The organism is Spirosoma spitsbergense DSM 19989, assembly GCF_000374085.1.
GTDB lineage: Bacteria > Bacteroidota > Bacteroidia > Cytophagales > Spirosomataceae > Spirosoma > Spirosoma spitsbergense.
In genome coordinates this window covers 1-19674 of the sequence record NZ_KB893578.1, presented here as the reverse complement: position 1 = coordinate 19674, position 19674 = coordinate 1, and the positions used below count along the sequence as shown (strand labels likewise).

General features: G+C 52.4%; 11 protein-coding genes and 1 pseudogene. 6 read left to right on the top strand and 6 right to left on the bottom strand.

Features of this window, described 5'->3' with window-relative positions:
• The first annotated feature begins 1222 nt into the window (after nt 1–1222).
• Nucleotides 1223–2218 carry a type I glyceraldehyde-3-phosphate dehydrogenase gene (gap, locus tag B157_RS0125645; RefSeq protein WP_020606176.1) on the top strand — a complete coding sequence of 332 codons (996 nt, stop codon included), beginning with the start codon at nt 1223–1225 and terminating at the stop codon, nt 2216–2218.
• A gap of 85 nt (nt 2219–2303) precedes the next feature.
• Here the strand turns inward: gap and trmB are convergent, their stop codons facing one another.
• Genes trmB through B157_RS0125630 form a run of 3 tightly spaced genes read right to left on the bottom strand, consistent with a single transcriptional unit; the run spans nt 2304 to nt 5230 of the window.
• On the bottom strand, nt 2304–2963 hold the full coding sequence (trmB, locus tag B157_RS0125640) for a tRNA (guanosine(46)-N7)-methyltransferase TrmB (RefSeq protein ID WP_020606175.1): 660 nt from the start codon (nt 2961–2963) through the stop codon (nt 2304–2306).
• Nucleotides 2964–2965: 2 nt separating this feature from the next.
• Nucleotides 2966–4255 (bottom strand): bifunctional folylpolyglutamate synthase/dihydrofolate synthase, encoded by a 1290-nt coding sequence (locus B157_RS0125635; RefSeq protein WP_020606174.1) that lies wholly within the window; start codon nt 4253–4255, stop codon nt 2966–2968.
• Complete coding sequence (locus tag B157_RS0125630) at nt 4256–5230, bottom strand: hypothetical protein (RefSeq protein WP_020606173.1); 975 nt, start codon at nt 5228–5230, stop codon at nt 4256–4258.
• Between the two features lie 256 nt (nt 5231–5486).
• Here B157_RS0125630 and menD point away from each other — a divergent pair, with 256 nt between their 5' ends.
• Both menD and B157_RS0125620 read left to right on the top strand, forming a co-directional pair.
• Nucleotides 5487–7265 carry a 2-succinyl-5-enolpyruvyl-6-hydroxy-3-cyclohexene-1-carboxylic-acid synthase gene (gene menD, locus B157_RS0125625; protein ID WP_020606172.1) on the top strand — a complete coding sequence of 593 codons (1779 nt, stop codon included), beginning with the start codon at nt 5487–5489 and terminating at the stop codon, nt 7263–7265.
• Between the two features lie 66 nt (nt 7266–7331).
• A complete protein-coding gene (locus tag B157_RS0125620; protein ID WP_020606171.1) occupies nt 7332–7757 on the top strand; it encodes a hypothetical protein in 426 nt (141 codons plus the stop codon).
• 9 nt (nt 7758–7766) lie between these two features.
• Here B157_RS0125620 and B157_RS0125615 read toward each other — a convergent pair whose 3' ends face one another.
• Entirely contained in the window at nt 7767–8849 is a 1083-nt protein-coding gene (locus tag B157_RS0125615) for a tetratricopeptide repeat protein (protein ID WP_084761873.1), read from the bottom strand.
• A 26-nt stretch (nt 8850–8875) separates the two neighbouring features.
• On the opposite strand from B157_RS0125615, the gene B157_RS0125610 reads away from it, so the two are divergent.
• Complete coding sequence (locus B157_RS0125610; RefSeq protein WP_020606169.1) at nt 8876–9133, top strand: hypothetical protein; 258 nt, start codon at nt 8876–8878, stop codon at nt 9131–9133.
• Between the two features lie 123 nt (nt 9134–9256).
• Here the strand turns inward: B157_RS0125610 and B157_RS0125605 are convergent, their stop codons facing one another.
• Together B157_RS0125605 and B157_RS0125600 are read right to left on the bottom strand one after the other, a co-directional pair.
• Nucleotides 9257–16099: a type I polyketide synthase gene (locus B157_RS0125605; RefSeq protein ID WP_020606168.1), complete on the bottom strand. Its 6843-nt coding sequence runs from the start codon at nt 16097–16099 to the stop codon at nt 9257–9259.
• 61 nt (nt 16100–16160) lie between these two features.
• Nucleotides 16161–16706: a GNAT family N-acetyltransferase gene (locus tag B157_RS0125600; RefSeq protein WP_026308970.1), complete on the bottom strand. Its 546-nt coding sequence runs from the start codon at nt 16704–16706 to the stop codon at nt 16161–16163.
• A gap of 464 nt (nt 16707–17170) precedes the next feature.
• Between B157_RS0125600 and B157_RS0125595 the strand changes: the two genes are divergently transcribed.
• Together B157_RS0125595 and B157_RS36015 are read left to right on the top strand one after the other, a co-directional pair.
• On the top strand, nt 17171–19321 hold the full coding sequence (locus B157_RS0125595; RefSeq protein ID WP_020606166.1) for a nitrite/sulfite reductase: 2151 nt from the start codon (nt 17171–17173) through the stop codon (nt 19319–19321).
• A gap of 164 nt (nt 19322–19485) precedes the next feature.
• A pseudogene (locus B157_RS36015) lies at nt 19486–19674 on the top strand (IS701 family transposase); the annotation flags it as partial.

Below are 19674 nucleotides of genomic sequence, written 5' to 3'. Positions count from 1 at the left end.
TTACTACAAAATTTTATATTGTTATACATCAATAGTATAAATACTGACTGCTATGTTTTACCAAAGGTACAAAGAAGGCGATTATAGTTATCGTATAAGCATTGGAAAATTTGTAGCGAGCGGAGTAGTTACAGAGATGATTTCTGATAGCGACTCCCCTACCGAGGCAGATAGAATGATTAGGAGTAGCTGAATCATGTAACTTAAATATCAAAATGCTTGCCAATTTATCAATCTTATCCTTTAATTTAAAAAGATTGTACTTTTTTTCTAACAGGTGCCAAGGCGATAACTTGTCACCACCTGCTTACCCATTATTATTAGCGTGTATGGTCTAGGTCTTGACGGATGATAGGATAAAATGAGTTGGGATTAATTTATTCAGCGCTTTATTAACAGCTCCCTTTTACCTGTTTCGAGGAAGACATTGTTGGATTGCCTAGCGTATATGCCTAGAGGGTATGAATCCAGCTTTAGGACTCACTTATAACCCATATCGAGTATATGGAATGTAATAGTTTAACAAAGAGACTGGTGGTTCAATCCTTCCCTGCTAAAAACGAGCCAGTGAAAAGTAGAGAAGAAACTACCTTTCACTGGTCATCACAAGAAGAAATGAAACAGGAAAAATTTACCGAATCGTAAATAGTGACGATTATTAAGCAGCAGGACAGTGGATAAATGGTTTGTCAGACCAGTCGTGAACACGGTACTGTAAGTAAGACTGGAAGACCTCATTTGCAACACGAGATCGTGATGTGAGTGCAGAGCATTATCAAGTGGATAGTCGCTGATAACGCAAAATGTCCTGCAAGACCGTTTTAAACAGGTGGTTAAACGTAAAATAAATAAGCTAGCAGTCTGGTTATGCATATAGTGCCTAATCTGGTAGGCTAGCTAATTAAGCATAGAGTAAATAATAGGATCATATACTAAAAAGATATACTACATTATTTAGTTCAGGATTACAATTTAGTAAAGATAGAAATTAGTAAATAATCTTAGTATAACTATTAGCATTTACTAAGATTATTAGTAATTAATGCTAATAATACTACTCATATTTAGTAAAAGACTATTATAATACTAATTTTTGTCCGTTCTTACTACTAATTACTAAAATATGATCTGACTATTACTAAAACCTCCCCTATCGGTTATTATGTATCCGCTCATTTAATACGTATATTTGGACCCGAAAACAAACCAATTTTCTCTGTTCATGGATAAAATACGTGTTGCAATTAATGGCTTTGGCCGAATCGGACGGTTATCGTTCAGACGGCTTCTAGAAAAGGAAAATATTGAAATAGTCGCAATAAACGACCTTACGGACAATGCGACACTCGCTCACCTGCTGAAATACGACTCGGTACACGGTAAGTTTCCTGGTACTGTTACTTCCGACGGCGATAGCCTGACCGTAAATGATATGCGTATCAGTGCTTACGCCGAACGCGATCCGAAAAAACTACCCTGGAAAGAGTTAAGTATTGATGTTGTACTGGAATCGACGGGCCGTTTCGTTGATGAAGCCGGTGCGAGTATGCACCTGGAAGCCGGTGCAAAAAAGGTAGTAATATCTGCTCCTGCTAAAGGAAACATTCCTACGGTTGTTCTGGGCGTAAACGACGATACGCTAACGGGTGATGAAACAATCATCTCGAACGCATCCTGCACAACCAACTGCCTGGCGCCAATGGCTAAGGTGCTGGACGATGTATTCGGTATCGAAAAAGGATACATGACAACGATACACGCCTATACCGCCGACCAGAATCTACAGGATGCCCCCCATTCTGACTTACGTCGGGCAAGAGCTGCTGCCTTATCCATTGTCCCTACCTCAACCGGTGCTGCCAAAGCAGTTGGGCTGGTATTGCCACAACTAAAGGGAAAACTGGATGGTAACGCGCTGCGCGTGCCAACTCCAGACGGGTCGCTGACTGATTTGACGGTTATTCTGAAACGAGAGGTGACTGTGGAAGAAGTTAACGAGGCTATAAAGCAAGCATCAGAGACTACGTTGAAGGGCTATCTGGAATACACTACAGATGAAATTGTTTCTATTGATATTGTCGGTAATCCACACTCCTGTATCTTCGATTCTAAGCTGACAGCCGCCAATGGTACACTTGTTAAAGTAGTTGGCTGGTATGATAATGAGTATGGGTATTCAAGTCGTATAGCTGACTTAATTGTTAAACTATTCAATTAGGGCAACAATATAACAATGTAAATTTTAGCCCTAATGAGGTAGTTTACATTAATAAAGTTAATTAATTACAAATGGGTGTGGTAAGTTAAACCGCACCCATTTTACATTGTAAATAGTTAATTGTAAACCCCTTATCGAAGAACAATTGTTCGTATTTTGTCTTTATACCAATGTGAATTTGATTCAACGGGGAGTTATATAAGTCTGTTGTGTATTGTAAACTATCACTCAGCAATTTAACTTGTTCAAGGCTGTAAGAAAACAATTCGGGGTTATCCGTTTTCAAGTGGAGCGTCCCTCCTTCTACGAGCAAGTGTCTGTAAATCGATAAGAACCGTGGATGGGTCAACCGGTGCTTCTCCTGCTTGGGACGCGGTTGCGGATCGGGGAACGTAATCCATATCTCGTTCACTTCATTCTCCACAAAGAACTCCTGTAGAAAATTTATGTCCGTTCGCAGGAAGGCTACATTCGATAAACCGAGCACCTGAGCAGCTCGGGCGCCCCGCGCAATTCGATCCCCTTTTATATCGATACCAATAAAGTTTGTATTGGGAAATGCCTGGGCCAGGCCAACCGTATACTCCCCCTTTCCGCAGGCCAACTCTAAAACGATTGGGTTTTCGTTCCCAAAATACGCCGACCGCCATCGGCCACGAATCGTTTTATACAAGGGTTTACCGTTTTCAATAACATTCTGGCTTTCGGCATTTTGCAGAAAACGGTGGGTTTTTCTTCGTGTCACGTTTATAGATTAGTTAATTCGGCAATGGTATAGTTGCTCCCCGTTACGAGAATCAGATCGTCGGGCGAGGCCTCGGCAAGTGCCGCCGTCAGGGCAGCGTTGACATCGGGGAAGGCGGCTCCAATCAGGTTACTAAAGGCAGCTTCCCGTTGCAACATGTCAGCCGAAAGTGAGCGGGGTGTCTGAGCCTGACAGAAGTAATAAACAGCATATTGAGGCAGCGTATTCAGTATTCGGGAACGGTCTTTGTCAGCAACCAGGCCCAGTATAATACGCAACGTTCGGTAAGGAATCGTCTCAACGGTTTCCACTAAAGCCGCTAGCCCAGCTTCGTTGTGGGCTGTGTCGGCAATGACGATCGGACTGGTTTGCAGGGTCTGAAAGCGTCCCTTTAATCCCGTCAGCCTACTCACCGTAGCTAACCCGTTTCGCCGGGCTTCCGCAGAAACGGGCCATACAGCCTCAAGGACATTGATAATGGCCAGTACAGCCGGCAGATTTTTTAGCTGGTATAGGCCAGCCAAATCGAGCTGGTACACCTGCTCTTCCGTTTCCTCCGGTTGTTTTACCAACACCTCCCGTTTACCGGCGTGGATTCCTTTATCCTGAACCGTATAGCGTAAATCGGCGAAGTAAAGCGGTGCCTGCAATGCCTCCGCCGTTTTACTAAATACTAACGATGTGTCCGGGTTTGATTCACCCACAACGACCGGTACGCCTGCTTTGATAATACCCGCTTTTTCAGCCGCTATCTGCGGGAGCGTATCCCCGAGTATATCCGTATGGTCGTAGGCAATATTGGTAATAAGGGATGCTTCCGGTATAATAACGTTCGTCGAATCCAGTCGCCCCCCCAATCCTGTTTCAATAATAGCCAGGTCAACCTGCTGCCGGGCAAAGTAATCGAAGGCCATAGCAACGGTCACTTCAAAGAAAGACGGCTCGATGGATTCGATCAGGGTCTGGTACGTAGTAACAAAGTAGGCTACGGCTTCCTCCCCGATGGGTTGACCGTTGAGCCGGATTCGCTCGGTAAAGGATTTTAAGTGAGGAGACGTATAAAGACCAACCCGGTACCCCGCCGACTGATATACAGCCGCCAGCATGTGTGATGTACTTCCCTTCCCATTCGTACCAGCCACGTGAATGCTGCGAAACTGCTGCTGCGGATTCCCCATGGCTGCGCATAAAGCCAGGGTATTATCTAATCCGGGCTTAAGCGCCTTGGGACCAATCCGGTGAAAAACCGGGAGCCGACTATAGAGATAGTCGAGTGCTTCCGCATACTGCATTTACTTCGCCTTGATAATAAAGGTAATGGTACCGGTAGCCGTAGGGGGGGTAGCTCCCCCTTTAGGCCGCAGCCGTAACTGCCGCACGGCTTTTCGGTACAAATCACTGACGGCAGGACTCACCGTACTTTGCACCTGACGCACATTGATGATATCTCCACTCCCGTCTACGGTAAGCTGGAAAACAATCTTACCCGTCTCATCCGAGTTGTCATTCACGTTTGGGCTACCGGCCATCGACCAGCCCGATACGTCAAACGCCACGCCGGTAGCGCCCCCCCCTGGGGTACCATAAAATTCTTTCGCGTTTAGCTTACCATTGGGGTTGCCTTTATCCCCCACGCCACTGGCATCATCGCCGTTGTTATTACCACCCGTACCGGAAGCTTTTCCTACCGTTCCGTTAGAGCCACCCCCACCCGATGGGGAGGACCCTCCTGATTTTTTAAACAGGGCATCGTTATTGACCGTTTCCACTTTTTTGGCGGGTGTTGGGGGAGCAGGGCGTTCGACGGGGGCCGTGGCTTTGGGCGACTCTGCCCGTTTGGGTTCGGGCCGTACGGGCGCCGTGACCGGGCTTTCGTCAGCCTTACTGGTAATAATGGGCTTCTCCGTGGGCGTTTTGGCTGGTTTGGCATCGACCACGTTGGGAGAAGGTGTCACCCGCGCTTTTGCCACACGGGCGGTTGTTTTCACGCTGGGCGGTTCGACGCTTCGATTCGGGCGCTTTTCAGCGGCTTTTACATCCTCGGTATTGGGCGAGTCAGATGCCTTGTTATAGGTCTGTATACGGCCGCTCCCCCGCGCGTCCGTGCCGAAGTTGACTTCGATGAATTCAATCGGGGGTGGGTCGGGTACTGTCTGGGTTAGTTTCACCAGGAGCAGTAGGGCAATCAGGATACCGTTGATAATGACGGCTCCCGCCAGGGATTTTACCCGGATTTCTTCCTCGTTCTCAAAAGTTATACGGTTCATACGGGATACTATTGACTGAGTGAATAAGCGATTGACCAGGCCGACGGTGCAGTGAACAGATGATTTTTAGTCATTATAACGCTCAGGCACCCGGCTTCGTTTATGAATGGGACGGATTATGCCCTCCACCGGGACAAAGTAACTAAAAATCTTTGCCGATAAGAAAACAGGGCATCCCCTTTCAGACTTATGTTTGCATAACGAAATTACCCTGGCACCTTCACTTAGTAACACAGTCACTCCGTCCGTTTTATCCATGCCCGTTCTCCAGCCCATCGTCGACATAGCCGAATTGCTTTACCAGAAAGGTATTTCCGATGTGGTTGTTTCGCCCGGTTCCCGCTCCGCTCCGCTTACGTTGGCCGTTGCCCGGCACCCGCATCTGCGGGTTCGGGTCATGGCCGACGAACGCTCGGCGGGGTTTGTGGCCCTCGGGATGGCCCAGCAGAGCCGGAAACCAGTTGCCCTTATCTGTACATCGGGCAGTGCAGTCTATAATTTATCCCCGGCGGTTACAGAAGCTTTTTTTCAGCAGGTTCCCCTCCTGCTGCTAACGGCCGACCGGCCCCACGAATGGCTGCACCAGCAGGATGGGCAAACGATTGACCAGCAGGGGCTGTTTGGTTCACACGTCAAGCGCAGTTACGATCTGCCCGCCGATTATGCCCATGCGGATGCCCGCTGGTTCATCAATCGGTCCATCAATGAAGCGGTTGCCCTCTGCGCCCTGGCTCCGGCTGGCCCCGTTCACGTGAACGTACCCCTGCGGGAACCCTTTTACCCGGCCACTGATGAATCGTTTGCCTATGAGCCGGTTCGGGTGATCGATACGCTACGCCCACAGCTGTCCATTCCCGCCAGCACCTGGAACAGTTTGCTGGCCGAGTGGGATGAAAGTATCCGGACAGTGATTGCGGTTGGGCAGTTTCCCCGAGACCCTGCCCTGCTGGACGTACTCAATAAGTTAAGTGATGAATTTGGCATTCCGGTTGTTGGGGAGATCATTAGTAACCTCCCAACGAATGACCGGTTTATTACCCGTACCGATACGTTTCTGTCCGGTATCACAACGGAAGAGGCCGAAAGAATACGACCTGACCTGCTGATAACCATCGGCAATTCATTCCTGACCCGGAACCTCAAAACATTTTTCCGTGGTACAGCATCCGGGGGTATTGCCGGGATGCCCTACCACGCCCGTCGGCACTGGCATATTCAACCCACGGTAGACCGCATTCCCGACTCGTTCCAGAGTCTGACCACACTTATTCCCGCCGAACCAACTGGTTTCCTGCAACAATTATTTACCGATGTCGATTACCAGCGCTTTTTACAGGGCGATGAGGATGACGGGTCTGCTGACTTTTTAAACCAGTGGCAAAAGCTGGACCGGAAAGCCGCCCGGCAGGTAGAGTCGGTTCTGTTTCGGCCGGATGCTCCTTTAACCGATTGGCTGGGTACCCGGGCGGTACTGGATCACCTGCCCCAGGGATCGATTCTGCACCTGGCCAACAGCATGCCGGTGCGGTATGCCAATCTCTGTGGCATACCCGCCGAGCAGCAAATCAGTGTAGAAGCGAACCGGGGCGTGAGCGGGATTGATGGCTGTTTGAGTACGGTAGTGGGAGCCGCACTCATGACCGACCGGATCGTGACGCTGCTTATCGGGGACGTCGCTTTCTTCTACGACCGCAACGCGCTCTGGTCCGCTCCAGTCCCGCCCAACCTGCGTATCGTCCTGCTCAATAATGACGGTGGGCATATTTTCAGGATGATCGACGGGCCTAACCGACAGCCGGAATTGGAAACCTACTTTGAAACGCCCCACGGGTACACCGCTAAAAACACAGCAGCCGATGCCCATATCGACTACGGAGTCTGCAACTCGCTGGAAAGTCTATTATCCCTCCTACCCGACTTCTTTGCGCCCGGCCCTACGGCCAGGCTCCTTGAATTAACCACGGATAAACAGGTTAACCAGGACCAGTTTCTACTTTACAAAAAAGCCCTGCAAAAAGAAAACGAAACAAACTAAAACTATATTTATAGTTTGTTTACCCCCTAAAATTGACTGTTTTATCAATACGATCCCTTTACGAACATGAAACGAACACGCCTGATTTTTACACTAGCAACCCTACTGATGGTCATGGGTACTGTAGCTTCGGCCCAGACAAAAAACCCGACCACGTCCGCTTCGGTCGAAAACGAGAAATTTGTCTTTCTCAACAATGGCGCAACGGTGGGTATGATTATCAAGTCTGTCCTGAAAGCGGACCGGCAACGGCTCAAACTGACCGATCAGCAACTACCAAAAGCCAGGGTCGTCATTACCAATGCGGTAGTTGCTTACAACGACGGGGTTAAGCAACTGAAGAAGGCGGGGATGAATCAGAAAAAGCTGCGGACGCTGGCCGTGGGGGTAGAAACGGATAAAGTACACAACTACAAAGCCATTCTGACCCCGCAGCAGTACGCCATCCTGGCAGCTCAACAAATGAAGATGTACCCCGAAAGTAAATTATAGCGGTCTCCCCTACCGGCACTGCAGCTCCCGTTCCTTTTTAGCCTGTTCGTCACCCGCTGATTCGCCCCGTTGCCAGGCGTCACAGGCCCGGGCTTTGTTTCCCGCAGCGAGTTCAGCCAGACCAATGTAGTAATAGAGCTGATCCACGGAGGCATCCAGGGATTCGGCCTGCCGGAGTTCGGGCAGTGCTTTTTGGGGTTGTTTCTGTCCCAGCCAGTACAACCCAAGCGTTTGGTGCGCCCAGGCATTCTGATTGTCGCGCCGGAGCGATTCCTCTACCAGTGGCAGCGCTTCCGCCGGGCGGTTTAATTTGAGCAGTAAGTAGGCTTTGTTATTCAGGTAGTACGGTTGGCGGGGTTTTAGCGTTAACGCCTGTTGAACATAGTTCAGGGCTTCTTCAAATTTACCGGCACGGGCCAGCAGCAGGCTCTGGTTATTGAGGGCAGCATCCTGTTTCGGGTTTAGCTGTAAGGCCTGGCGTACATCCTGTCCGGCGGCATCGTACGCTTTCTGGCTAAAGTAAAACGCGCCCCGGTTGGTCAGTGCTTCCACATTGGTGGGGTCCAGTTGCAAAGCGCGGTCGTAAGCGACCTGCGCCTGGGCTGTTTTGTTCAGCCGGACGTAAGCATCCGCCAGGCGTGTCTGATAAAAGGTAGAATCATTATACTGTTTACCGATACGTTCCAGGTCGGCCACACTGCCAGCCGCATCGCCAGTCTCCAGCCGGACTTCGGCCCGATTAAAATAGGCCGTTCCGAAATCAGGGTCGGCATCGATTGCGCGGGTATAATCCGCCAACGCTCCCTCCCGGTCATCATTCCTGAATTTTGCCAGCCCCCGGTTATTATAGGCATCGGCAAAATCGGGCTTTTTAGCAATGGCTTCCGAGTAGTACCGGATGGCTTCGGTGTATTCCCGCTTCTGCAACTGTACATTTCCCTTCAGAAAAAACTGAGCCGCTTCATCCCCGGAGTTGGAACAGGAACTAATGATGAGTGATGACTGATAAATGATCAATACCCGGATGAACAAACAAATTATTCCTCTTCCTACCTTTACAGACCTGCCCGTACTAACCAGAAAATCATTCATCATTTATCATCTATCATTCACAACACATGCGTTTCGTTCAGGACATACCCCATCAGCAGTACCCCCAGTTCCGCATCGGCTTGTACGCCTGGAATGGCAAATATATCGTCAAAATCGAAGCGGGTCCCTATGAACAGACGTATAAGATCAGCGAAATGGACATACTGGTTCCGGATGCAGTGCCCAGTATGCTGGATACCGAGTTTCTGACGCGCGTAGCCGAAAGGTTCCGGGCGATGGATACCGACTGGCAGGCAACGGGTGAGCGCAATGAGGTGTTTTAAGGCCTATGTCATTGATAGTCAGTCCTATGCCATTGATGGTCATGTATTGTTAACGTTTTACCTATCAGCTGTTTACAAAAAATGACGATTGAATGACACTACCTGATTACTACGATTACCTACTTATACGAGTTGCTGAAGGCGATCAGGTGTCAGTTGCAGGTATTTACCGGGTCGGTCAGGGTCCTGAACAAACCACGCCGGATTTCCGGCTGCGTCGCGGCCTAATTTGGCGTTAGGCACGGGCGGACGATTCAAATCGATAAAAGCGATTTTCGGGATTTCCTTCATCACGGGTTCCTTTTTCAGGGGGCGGCCTGAGGGTAGGATACCGGCTTCAATCAATTCATGGATACTTTCCATAAACCGGTCGGCAATAAGGCTAATCTCTTTATCCGTATGGGCTTCGGTCATAAAACACGGAAAACCATCCCAGATGTGGATACCCTTGTCCCGCATCAGCGTGAACAGCAAATCGCCATACGGCACCTCTTCGGTAAATTTCACCTTCCAGAGTGATCCGAACTGCGCCACAAACAGGGGCAGGTGCTGCCGTTCTAACGACCTGTTAATACGATCTGCCAGTCGGGTGGCTTTATCAGTCAGGCTTTTTTGCAGAGCTGGCCCCTTCTCTTTCATGTACTGCAGGACGGTTTTGGCGGCTGCCAGTGCCAGGGGGTGCCGGACGAAGGTGCCCGCAAAAAAGGTAATATCCGCCTGTGGACAGGAGGTATCGCCGTATTCCCAGAAGCCCCCGTCGAGCGCATCCATGTACGTTGCTTTGCCCGCCAGTACGCCAATCGGCAGCCCTCCCCCAATGACTTTCCCGTACGTGGCCAGATCCGCTTTGATTCCGAACAGTGCCTGAGCGCCACCGGGGTGCATCCGAAAACCGGTAATTACCTCGTCAAAAATAAGTAAAGCTCCCCCGGCTTCGGTCAGGGTGCGTACCTGCTTTAGAAAATCGACTGGTCTGAATTCGGGACGACGGCTCTGTACCGGCTCTACCAGTACGGCAGCAATCTCCGCCGACCGTTCCCGGATAATCTGCAGGCTCTTGTCCGTGCCGTATTCCAGCACCAGTATATTCTGAACGGATTCGGGCATGATACCCAGGGCACCCGGATACGATTGCCGGGTGCTGGACCCGCGCACAATCACCTCATCGAAGGTGCCGTGGTACGACCCGGAAAAGACAACGACCAGCGACCGGCCGGTTACGGTACGGGCAATCCGAAGGGTACCCATTACGGCCTCTGAACCGGTATTGCAGAGTGCCGCCCGCTCAAAACCGGTAAATTCGCACACCAGCTTACACACCTCACCCGCCAGTTTGTGCTGGGGGCCCAGTTCGTATCCTCTTTCGATCTGGTCATGCAGGGCTTTGGTGATCATGTCGGGCTGGTAACCGAACATGGTCGAGCCAAACCCGTTCAGGACGTCGATGTATTCATTCCCGTCGATGTCCCACAGACGACTGCCTTTGGATTTATCGATAACAATCGGGTACACCACTTCTTTGGTGAGCGGCTTGAAACCCGTCACCACGCGGGGATCGGCCATCCAGGTCCGGTATTCCTGCGCGTAGTCCTTGCTGCCTTTTGTTTTTTGGGTATACCGGTCAGTAAAGTCGGCAATGAACTGTTTCTGCCTATCGCTCAGCACCGTAACCTGCCGTTCAATCCGGGCACCAGCCCCGAACGGTTTAGTCTCCGGTGCTTTCGGATCGGCACCGGAAGGTTGAGCGGGTACCGGTGCTTTGATAGTAGCGGGCATAACCGGCGCGGTAGCCACGGGAGGTTCCGGTTTACGGGCTGGCTCGGGCTGGGCTACCGGTGCCGCCTGATCAGCCGATGGTGTCGTTCCCTGCAGGTAAGCCATCTGCTGGGCAATTATCTGTAGTTGCTGGGCAAATAGATTCGTTACCGCATCATTACCAACCGAAACGGGGGGCAGTTGTGGCCTGGTACCCAGCGGCCCGAGCGCCGGAACGGGCGTTACCGGTGCCGGAACAGTTCCGGCTGAAGCGGGAAGCTGGGAGGCAACTACCGACGCCGGAACCACGATAGGCTGGTAGGCATCGGCCGGTAAATTATCGGCCAGGTAATCGACCAGCCGTTCCGGGGTACTGTATTCGCTGTTTAACTGCCGGAACGAAATGGGCAGGTCGAATTTCTTTCTCAGGGTATAAGAAACCTGCGTAAGAGCTAAGGAGTCAAGGCCAAGTTCGATAAAACTTATCGCAGGCGATACGTTATCCGATTCGATACCAGCCGTTGAGGTCAATACCGCTCGTACGGCATCCATTATACCCTTTTTTCTCATGGTCGTACTGGTAATAAGTGACATAGCGGTTTCCTCCGTTGGTTTATATTGGTTTGTTGGTATCGATACCACTGGTTTTTCGGGCAGTGGCTCGATCCAGCAGCATTTTCGGTTGAATGCGTAGGTGGGTAAATCTAGTTTGTTCAGTGGCTGTCCGGCGTTAAAAGCCGCCCAGTCCGGCTCAACACCGGACAGCCACAGTTGCCCCAGTGCATTCAGGATTGCCTGATACTCGGAGTTGGCTCCCTGCCGCGAATCCAGACTCACCACGACGGGAACAGACCGTCCTTTTAGTTGTTGGCGGGCCAGCGTGGCCGTCACCGTGCCGGGTCCTGCTTCGAGCAACAGGGGTCGTACAGTCGTAAACAGCGTTTCCAGCGCATCGGAAAACTGCACCGTTTCCCGCATGTGCGTAGCCCAGTAGTGCGGACTGGTAGCCTGCGCATCGGTCAGCCAGGTTCCGCTGACGGTCGATACGATTGGCTTTTGAGGCCGGTGCAGTGTAACCCGCTCTACCACAACCCTGAACGCAGTAAGAATAGGATCCATCATGGCCGAGTGGAAGGCGTGGCTGGTTTCCAGCACGCGATTGGGCAATTCCAGTCCATCGAGCTGCCGCGAAAATTCCGCAATATCCTCATCGGGCCCTGCTACCACGCACAGGGTATGGCTATTGACAGCGGCAATTGACAGCGTTGAGGGCAGTAGCCTCTGCACGTTCTCCCTGCCCAGCCGCACCGAAAGCATGCTCCCCCTCGGTAATTCGCTGATCAATTTCCCCCGGGTAGCCACCAGGGTCAGTGCGTCCGTGAGCGAGAATACCCCGGCCAGATGAGCGGCCACGTATTCGCCGATACTATGACCACAGTAAATGGTAGGCTGAATCCCCCAGCTTAGCCATAAACTAGCCAGCGCATACTCCGTAATAAATAGTGCGGGCTGGGTATACCGGGTGTTTTTCAGCCGTTCGACGGCGGCCGCGGTTTCGGTTGGCGTATCCACGGCCGCCGGATACAATACCTGCCGGATATCCCGGCCCAGCAGCGGCAGCAGAAAGTCGGCACAGGTATCTACTGCCTGTCGGTAAACGGCTTCGTGCCGGTACAACTCATGGCCCATGTTCAGGTACTGTGATCCCTGACCGGGAAACATAAAGACCACTTCACCAGGCTTTTCCAGCAGCGTACTGGTTCCGGCGGATGCGCCAGCCGGAGCCCCGTGGGGGGTCAACAGCCCCTTAATGAGTTCGTCTGTGGTGGAAGCAAGCAAAAACCGCCGGTGGCTAAACGCCGGGCGCGTCGTTTGCAGGGTAAACGCAACATCGCCAGGCGTTAGTGAGGGTTGCTGGCGAAGCCGTTCTTCCAGTTGAGCAGCGTATCGCTCGAGACTGTTGCCTGATTTGGCCGACCAGGTTACCAGCTGAACCGGGCGCGATGCGACCACTGGTTCCGGTTGGGGTGTAACAGATTGGGCTTCGTATTCTTCCAAAATAACGTGGACATTGGTCCCTCCCACCCCGAACGAACTTACGCCTGCCCGGCGCGGTCGGCCTTCCGATGGATTAGGCTGGCCCGATACCCAGTCGGTTAACGTCGTATTGACTTTAAACGGACTGTTGGCAAAGTCGATAGCCGGATTGGGGGTTTGAAAGCCCAGCGACGCCGGAATTTTTTTGTGGTGCAGGGCCAGCGTGGTTTTGATGAGACCCGCCACCCCGGCCGCAGCCGTCAGATGCCCCATGTTACTTTTTATGGAACCGATGGCGCAGAACTGGTTGTGCGGTTGCTCGCCGAATGCCATGGTCAGTCCTTCAATTTCTATCGGGTCGCCGAGGGGTGTGGCGGTACCATGGGTTTCGACATAGCTGATGGTAGCCGGGTTGACCCGGGCATCGTCGAGTGCCCGGCGGATGGCTCCGGCCTGCCCTTCGGCATTCGGAGCGGTAAAACTGCCTTTTCCGCCCCCGTCATTGTTAACACCCACCCCTTTGATGAGCGCAAAAATCGGGTCCCCATCGCGTTCGGCGGCCTCCCGCAATTTGAGCAGCACCACGCCAGCCCCGTCGCTGAACACCGTCCCGCCCGCGTTGGCATCGAAAGGCGTACAGTGTCCATCGCGGCTCAACATAGCCCCTTCTTCGTACAGGTGACCGCTGTTGATGGGGGCCGTAACACTGGCGCCCCCGGCAATGGCCACGTCGCACTGACCACTACGCAGACTCTGAACGGCCTGGGTAATGGCCAGCAACGAGGTGGAACAGGCCGAATACACACTGACAGCCGGACCAGTCAGGTTGAGCTGGTAGGCCGTTCGGGACGCGATAAAATCCTTCTCGTTCACGGTCATGGCCTGAAACGAGCCGATTTCGCTGACCGCCTGCCGGTTGGCCAGTACATTATTCAGGTAGTACGTATTATTCCCACAGCCCGCCCAGACACCCACATTCCCTATATATTGCTGGGGCAAATGCCCCGTTTTTTCGAGTAACTCCCAGGTTATCTCCAGGAATATCCGTTGCTGGGGATCCATCACCGAGGCCAGTTTTTCATTCAGTCCGAAAAAGTGGGCATCGAACTGATCGGCCTGATCAATAATGCCCCTGGCCTTTACGTAAGCCGGATCACCCGTTACATCGGTGGGCAACGTAGGATCCAGTTCATTATCCGCAAAGAACCGGGTGGTTTCCCGGCCTTCAGTCAGTACCGTCCACAACGCATCGATGGTATTGGCCCCCGGAAAACGCCCGGCCATACCGATGATGGCTACATCACCCGTTGTTGTATCCGACTTATCGGACCAGTCCCGCTTATCGGCCTGCGTTCGCCCCTTTTTGTGCCCATTCAGGAAGTCCGCCAGTCCAATTACCGTCGGAAACTGGTAGAGCTTGGTAATCGGGATGTCCAGTTGATGCGTTTGTTTCAGTGCGGCTACGGTTTTGACGGCCAGCAGTGAATTTCCCCCCAGCTCAAAGAAGTTGTCATTCGTACCCACCCGTTTCACGTTCAGCACGGCCTTCCAGACAGCCGCCAGCTTCTCTTCGGTTTTTGTACCCGGTGCCCGGTAGGTATCCGTCAGCAATTCCGAGGCATCAGGATGGGGTAGTGCTTTCCGGTCGACTTTCCCATTGCTGGTCAGCGGTATCCGATCGATGGTCATCAGCAGAGCCGGCACCATGTAATCGGGCAGGGTGGTCTGCAAAAAACGTCGGATGGCTTTCCGGTCGAATCCGTCCACCATCACCACATACCCAACCAGCCGTTTACTGCCTTCTTCATCCTCGCTGGCTACCACTACGGCGTGTTTTACGCCCGGATACTGAAGCAGGGCGTTCTCTACTTCGCCCAGTTCAATCCGGTAGCCCCTTAGTTTAACCTGTTCGTCGATACGGCCTAAATAGTCGAGTCCGCCGTCGGGCAACTGGCGGGCCAGATCCCCGCTTCGGTAGAGCCGGTCGCCGGGTTCCTGACTAAAGGGATTCGGGATAAACCGGCTGGCTGTCAGTTCCGGCTGATTCAGGTATCCCCTGGCCAGCCCGGCGCCCCCGACGTACAACTCGCCCGGCTCACCGACCGGTGCCAATCGCTGTTCGCTATCCAGCACGTAGGTGGTCAGCGTAGGAATGGGTTTGCCGATCAGGCTGGACGTCTGTTTGAGGTGTTCGGGCTGGAGGGTCAGGTAGGTGACGTGTACGGTCGTTTCGGTGATACCGTACATGTTGATGAGCTGGCAGGACGGGAAAGACTGGTGCCAGGGGGTTAGTTTGGCAGGATTCAGGGCTTCACCACCGAAAATAACGTAGCGAACCGGTAGGGTATCAACCGTACCGACAAGGGCATCCTGAAGCGTATAGAAGGCCGACGGCGTCTGGTTCAGCACGGTAACCCCCTCCCGAATCAGCAGCGCACCAAACTGAGCGGCATCTTTGGCGGTTTCTTTCGGCACGATAACCAGCCGCCCGCCGAACAGCAACGCGCCGTACATTTCCCAGACCGAAAAATCGAAGCAGAACGAGTGAAACATCGTCCACACATCACGGTCGGAAAAATCGAACAGGGGCGAATCGGTCATGAAGAGCCGAACCACATTTTCGTGTTCGATCAGTACCCCCTTTGGTCGACCGGTTGAGCCGGACGTATAAATAACGTACGCTGCATTTTTGGGTGTCAGGCTGGTCGGTACCGTTTCTTTCGACTCCCATTGCCCGGTTGACCAGTCTTCGTCAAGGCAAAGCGTATGGATTGATTCAATGGAGGCTGGTAAAACCGGACGCGACAGCGCATCGGTTAACAGGACGCTGCTTTTCAGATCATCCAGCATGTACGCAATCCGGTCGGCCGGATAGTCGGGGTCAATGGGCACGTAGGCGCCACCCGCTTTGAGGATACCCAGTATTCCGACGATCATCGCCAGTGACCGGTGCAGACAAATGGGAACGAGTGTTTCCTCAGCCACGCCCAGGTGCCGCAGGTAGTGAGCAAGCTGATTGGATTGCTCATCCAGTTCCCGGTACGTAAGATGGGAATCCCCGAAGACGACAGCCGTATGATCGGGGGTTTTTCGGGCCTGAGCGACGAATAAATCAACGAGTGTTTTATCCTTCGGGTAAGAAACGGGTATTGGTATCGGCGGTTGGTTATCCATCACTGCACTATCTTGGCACGTTATTATCAAACTTTCTATCCGGATAGACTCCGGTTATCCATCAACTACGGGCTACCTGAGCGGCCAGCCAATCGTCGGAGGTATAGGAATAGACTACTTTGTCCAGTACGATCCCCTCCTTCACGGCACTCCAGCGCAGCAGACCTTCCCGCTGATACCCTGCCTTTTCGAGCACTCTGATCGATGCGGTGTTGCGGGCAAACGGCATGGCCTCAACCCGGAGCAGCGAGAGGTCAGAAAAGGCAATGTTGGTAATAGCGGTCAGGGCCGCGGTGATGATTCCCCGGCCCCAGTGCTGTTCTCCCAGCCAGTACCATACTTCGGCCGAATAGCGGTCAATATCCTCTCCTGTTCGCAGACCGATATTTCCCACGGCCTCCCCCGCCACGTCGATGGCGAAGTTGGTTTCCAGCACTGGGTCAACGACGTACTGAATCCAGCGCTGGGCATCGGCCTGGGTGTACGGATGCGGAAATGTGTCGCGAAGATTCAGCCATATAGCCTGGTTATTGGCGTGTAGGGGGAGGTTTTCCTCATCGCCATATTGCCACGAACGCACCATACAGGATCCACAATCAATCGTCATTATTCGTCACTGGTTTTCAATAGAGGCAAACAGGCGGCTACAGTTCTTTATTTCTGACTTATTTATTGCGTTCAGGTAACCGTTACTATTAAAATAAGATTAAAAATATTCCATGTAGCCATTATCCAGAGCAACCAGCGGTCTTCTGACCGCGTTAAGAAGAGAACGAAACTGGGTGATAGTAAGTCATTATCAACCAAACTAACCTATTCGCAGGCTGTCCCTGTCTTAGAATCAGCCAGCGCAGTACAAACCTGCAGGTCTTACCGATTCCGTGAAGTACAGGAACAGGATGTCCGGTTATTCATAACTATTTATTATAGTCCATAAGCATAAGTTGGGCAATTCCAGCACGTAATACGGGGACGCGGGTTATATATTTGTATGAATAACAGGCGCCGGGGCTATCCGGCGTTTCGTTTTACTGAATTAGTTGATTAAATCTATAGACAATATACCTACCAATGGCTATTCAACTCACTGATACGATAAGTAAAGCCGCCCGGCGCGATATTCTGGACCTTGAACAGAAAATCAGTTCGTTTGGCCAGGGGGACATAGCGGACGAAGCGTTCCGTAAGTTCCGACTCACGCGGGGTGTATACGGCCAGCGGCAACCGGGCGTGCAAATGATTCGCATCAAACTCCCGCACGGACGTATTACGGCCGACCAGTTGATTCGTATCGCCGATTTGTCCGATACATTTGCCACGGGTAATCTGCACGCCACTACCCGGCAGGATATTCAACTCCATTACGTGAAACTGGCCGACTCCCCCCAGCTCTGGGCGGACCTGGAAGACGCCGGCATTACGCTGAAAGAAGCCTGTGGCAATACCGTTCGGAACGTGACGGGTTCGGCCCGGGCGGGTGTCGACCCGGAGGAGCCGTTTGACATCACGCCCTACGCCCACGCCATTTTCGATTATTTTCTGCGCAACCCGATTTGCCAGGATATGGGGCGGAAGTTCAAAATTTCGCTTTCCTCCAGCGAAAAAGATTCGGCGTACGGCTACATGCACGATGTGGGTCTGGTAGCCCGGATGCAGGATGGCCAGCGTGGGTTTAAAGTCATGTTGGGGGGCGGACTGGGTGCCCAGCCCTTTTCTGCCCAGACCGCTTTTGAGTTTCTGGAGGAAGACCGGGTCATTCCATTTATTGAAGGGGTTATCCGCGTTTTCGACCGCTACGGCGAACGGCAAAAGCGGCACAAAGCCCGCATGAAATACCTGCTCAACGATATTGGTCTGGAGGAACTGCTACTACGGGTGGCGGAGGAAACCACGGCTCTTCGGGTGAAATCGTATGCCGTTGACGAAACCGCGGGCAACAGTCTCTTTTCAGCGCCCCCCGCTCCCCGGCCCGATGCGCCAAAGGCTCAGCCGGTTGCGGGTCATGATGACTATAACCACTGGTTAAAAACCAACGTGTTTGAACAGAAACAGGCTGGCTGGTACGCTGTGCAGCTGCGCGTGCTGCTGGGCGATATGGATGCTGACACGGCCCGCGCCCTGGCGCACCTGGTAAAACAGTACGCAGCCGACGATATTCGGATAACGGTTAATCAGGGGTATCTGCTCCGGTTTATCAAACCCGGGGATTTACCAGCCTTATATGACGGCCTTAAAGCACTGGGACTGGCCCAACCCGGTTTCGATACCACCGCGGACATTACGACCTGCCCCGGCACCGACACCTGTAATCTGGGTATTACCAGCAGCTACGGCATTACCCGGGCACTGGAACGGATGATGCAGGATGAATTCCCGGACCTGGTTTTTAATGACGACATAAAAATCAAGATTTCGGGGTGCATGAACGGCTGCGGCCAGCACTCGGTAGCCAACATTGGCTATCATGGCTCCTCGCTGAAGAACGGGGCGTATGTGCTGCCGGCTCTCCAGGTGCTGCTGGGGGGCGGATTCAACGGCAAAGGCGAAGGGCTGATTGCCGATAAAGTGATCAAAGTACCCGCCAAACGGGGTCCCGACTCGTTACGCTTTCTCCTCCGCGATTTTGAAGCCAACGCGCTCGATGGCGAGTATTACAGTGATTACTACGCCCGCCAGGGGAAAAACTACTTCTATCAGTTACTAAAACCCCTAGCCGACCTGAAAACCCTCGTCGACAGTGACTATATCGACTGGGACCATACCGAACAGTACGTAACGGAAGTGGGCGTGGGCGAATGCGCCAGTGTGCTGATAGACCTGGTCGCTACGACCCTGACCGAAGCCAGCGAAAAGCTCGGCTGGGCGCGGGAAGCGCTGAGTGAAAGTCGCTGGGCCGATACGCTGTATCATACGTATAACGTGTATATAACCGGCGCCCGGGCGGCCCTGATGAGTCGCGATATTCCGACCAACACGCAGCACGGCATCGTTAGCGACTTCGACAAAACCCTTGTGGGCGAACCTGATTTTCACCAGACCGAAGGCGAATTTAAAGATCTGGTGTTCAGTATCAATAAAGAAGAACCCTCCGAAGCGTTTGCCCGTCGGTTCATTGCCCAGGCCGAAGCCTTCCTGCAGGCCATTCAGGTATACCGCGAGCAGCAGATTGAACGGGAAGGTCTGCCCGAACTACAGGAATTAACCCAGGCGCAGGACTCATAACTTAATTGTGAATGAGTGAATGAGCGAATGGGTGAATAGCTGGCGCAGACAATTTATGGCCGTCAACTATTCACTCATTCACTCATTCACTGATGTTACGCATGGTTGATCTATCTGTAGCAACCTCTTTCTAAATTTACTCAAAAACACCACAAAAAGCGCTCATGGAGTTTATATCCCCTATTTTTGACCTCTACTCGGACTATTTGCTGGTCAATCAGAACCAGCCAACAGCCACCCGACTATCGGCACTGGTGGATGGGAAACTCTCCCATGATGCCATTACCCGCAGTTTGCACCAGCAAGACTACGACTCACGTCACTTGTGGCAAGTGGTCAAGCCCTTCGTTCAC